Origin of the sequence: Bifidobacterium vansinderenii (genome assembly GCF_002234915.1) — a bacterium.
In the GTDB taxonomy this organism is placed as follows: Bacteria; Actinomycetota; Actinomycetes; order Actinomycetales; family Bifidobacteriaceae; genus Galliscardovia; species Galliscardovia vansinderenii.
Genome location: NZ_NEWD01000051.1, coordinates 1 through 2,459, shown reverse-complemented (window position 1 = coordinate 2,459; position 2,459 = coordinate 1). Strand labels below are relative to the sequence as shown.

Genomic DNA, 2,459 nt, shown 5'->3' with positions numbered 1-2,459 from the left:
GCAGGTGAAGCTCTGGGCATCGCCGCAAGTATCTGTTTTATTACTTTGATCACTAAGTTTAGTCTTTTTGCAAAAGTTTTATTGTTGATCTGCAAATATTCCTTTCCAATATATTTATTGCACACCATCTTTACTGCTGGAATACGTATTGGACTCAATTATGCGGGGTGGCGGAATTATTGGATACAAGTTTTGGTGGGAACAGGAGTCGGAATATTGGCCCCGGTTTTAATTGCAATGCTTTGTTCAAAAACGCCTTTTCTTGATTTCCTCTTTTATCCGTCAAAATATTTGGAAAAATTTTATAACAGATCCAGTAGACGTTTTTGTTTACTGAGAAGAAAAAGAGTTTCGCGTTAATTATATTAATTGTATCCTAGCCGAAGGTATATAAGAGAAAGAGATATTTCAATATGAAAGTTATTGCTTTTTATCTTCCCCAGTTTCATGAGATCCCTGAGAACAATGAATGGTGGGGAAAGGGCTTTACCGAATGGGTGAATGTTAAGAAGGCCAAGCCTCTGTTTTCTGGACATCAGCAGCCGCGAGTTCCCCTTAATAAGAACTATTATGATTTGTTGGATCCAGAGGTCCAGGTATGGCAGGCGAACCTCGCTAAGAAGTATGGTGTATACGGATTCTGCTATTACCATTATTGGTTTGGCGGAAAGATGCTGTTGGAAAAACCGATGGAGAATATGCTTAAGAATCCGGAGGTTGATATTCCTTTCTGTGTTTGCTGGGCAAATGAGCCGTGGACTAGGGCGTGGGTAGGCGAGACGAAGGTACTTATTCCTCAGCACTATGGTGAGAAGAAAGAATGGGCCGATCATTTCAATTATCTGCTTCCCTTCTTCAAAGATCGTCGTTACATCACCGAGAACGGCAAACCTCTCGTGGTGATTTATCGTCCTGAAGTGATTGAGTGTCTTAATGATATGCTTGATTATTGGCAGCAATTAGCTCGGGAGAATGGTTTTGCTGGTCTGACTTTTGCGTATCAGAACATTGATTTCGATCTGCAGCAGAACAAAGATGACTCGCGATTTGATTATGATATCGAATTTCAGCCGCTTTATGCCCAGCATGATATGACGAAAGATAATCATAAGTATCTTAAAGCTATTCGCCGTAAGGTAGCAGGCATTGTTGAGCGTAGGTTTGGTTTCGACCTTATGCGTTATGGAGCCGGTTTCTTTAACAAGGGCGTCGAAGTTGACTATGACGCGGTTTGGAAGAAGGTATTGGAACGTACTCCGGAAACGGAAAAGAATGTGCCTGCTGCTTTCGTGACTTGGGACAATACCCCACGAAAGGGAGAAAAGGGGCAAGCGTTCGTGGGTGATACCCCTGAAAAGTTTGAAAAGTATCTTTCCCAGCAGATTAGGCGTGCGAGGGATATCTATCACAAGGATATGTTGTTTATGTATGCCTGGAATGAGTGGGCAGAGGGCGGTTATCTAGAGCCTGATGAACGATTTGGCTATGGCAATCTTGAAGCAATTCGCAAAGCGCTGATTGAAAATAACGAATTTCCGGTATATCCGGAAAGAGATGACAAGTGAAGGGTCTAGATATGTCATTAGTGCAGCCACTTGTCTCCGTTGTTGTTCCTGTTTATAACCAGGAAATGTATTTGGAGAGTTCTGTAAACGCGATTCTTCATCAGTCCTATCGACAGCTGGAAATCATATTGGTTAATGATGGGTCTACGGATACGTCCACGGAGAAGTTACATGATTTCGCCGTGGAAGATTCCCGGGTGCTGGTTATTCAGAAGGAAAATGGCGGATTGGTAGATGCTACTATCGCCGGTATTCGTCAGGCTTCGGGACAGTATATTGTATTTATGGATCCCGATGACTATATTGGTTCAGATTATATTGCTAATTTTGTGCAGGCTCTTGATCTGGACACAGACGTTGTAGCTGCCGGTTTTTATCACGACGATCGACATATGCTTACGGCCTTTTCTCTAAAAGAAGACCGAATTTATAAAGGGGAGGAGATTTCTTTCCTTCGTCGACATCTTTTGGATCCGGTCGAAGGATCAGCTATTTCTTCCTATCTATTTGTGTCCCGATGGAATAAGATGTATCGCACATCTTGTGCTAAAAATGTTGCAGACAAATTTGAGGAATACAAGGACATATCGCTTGGAGAGGATACGATATTTTCATATCTTATGCTTCTTGAGTGTACGTGTGTAAAGACTCTCAAATTAGTAAATTCTTATTATTATAATATAGCCAGTTCTACATCAATGATGAAGAACACCGCAACGATTAGGCATATATCGAATGCGCGAAAGGTACGTTCCGCTTTTGGTGACTTGCTTACATCAACTGGCGAGGATCGCGTACAAGCTGATTTGCTGTATTACTTCTTAATTGAGTCTTTGTTGACCCGTTTACTTAGTATCCGGGATCGCGGTCAGTTTATTCACGTTTATAGGGAGG

Annotated in this window: 2 protein-coding genes; both read left to right on the top strand. The window is 41.9% G+C overall.

Annotated elements, in window-relative coordinates; genetic code table 11:
- The first annotated feature begins 413 nt into the window (after positions 1-413).
- Positions 414-1,565: a glycosyltransferase WbsX family protein gene (locus tag Tam10B_RS12650; RefSeq protein ID WP_093961592.1), complete on the top strand. Its 1,152-nt coding sequence runs from the start codon at positions 414-416 to the stop codon at positions 1,563-1,565.
- Between the two features lie 11 nt (positions 1,566-1,576).
- Positions 1,577-2,459, top strand: an 883-nt coding sequence (locus tag Tam10B_RS12645; protein ID WP_143248659.1) for a glycosyltransferase family 2 protein, incomplete at its 3' end; no start/stop codon positions are given.

Coding starts and splice junctions, on each gene's coding strand:
- Tam10B_RS12650 (WP_093961592.1), top strand. CDS start 414: ATGAAAGTTATTGCTTTTTATCTTCCCCAGTTTCATGAGATCCCTGAG.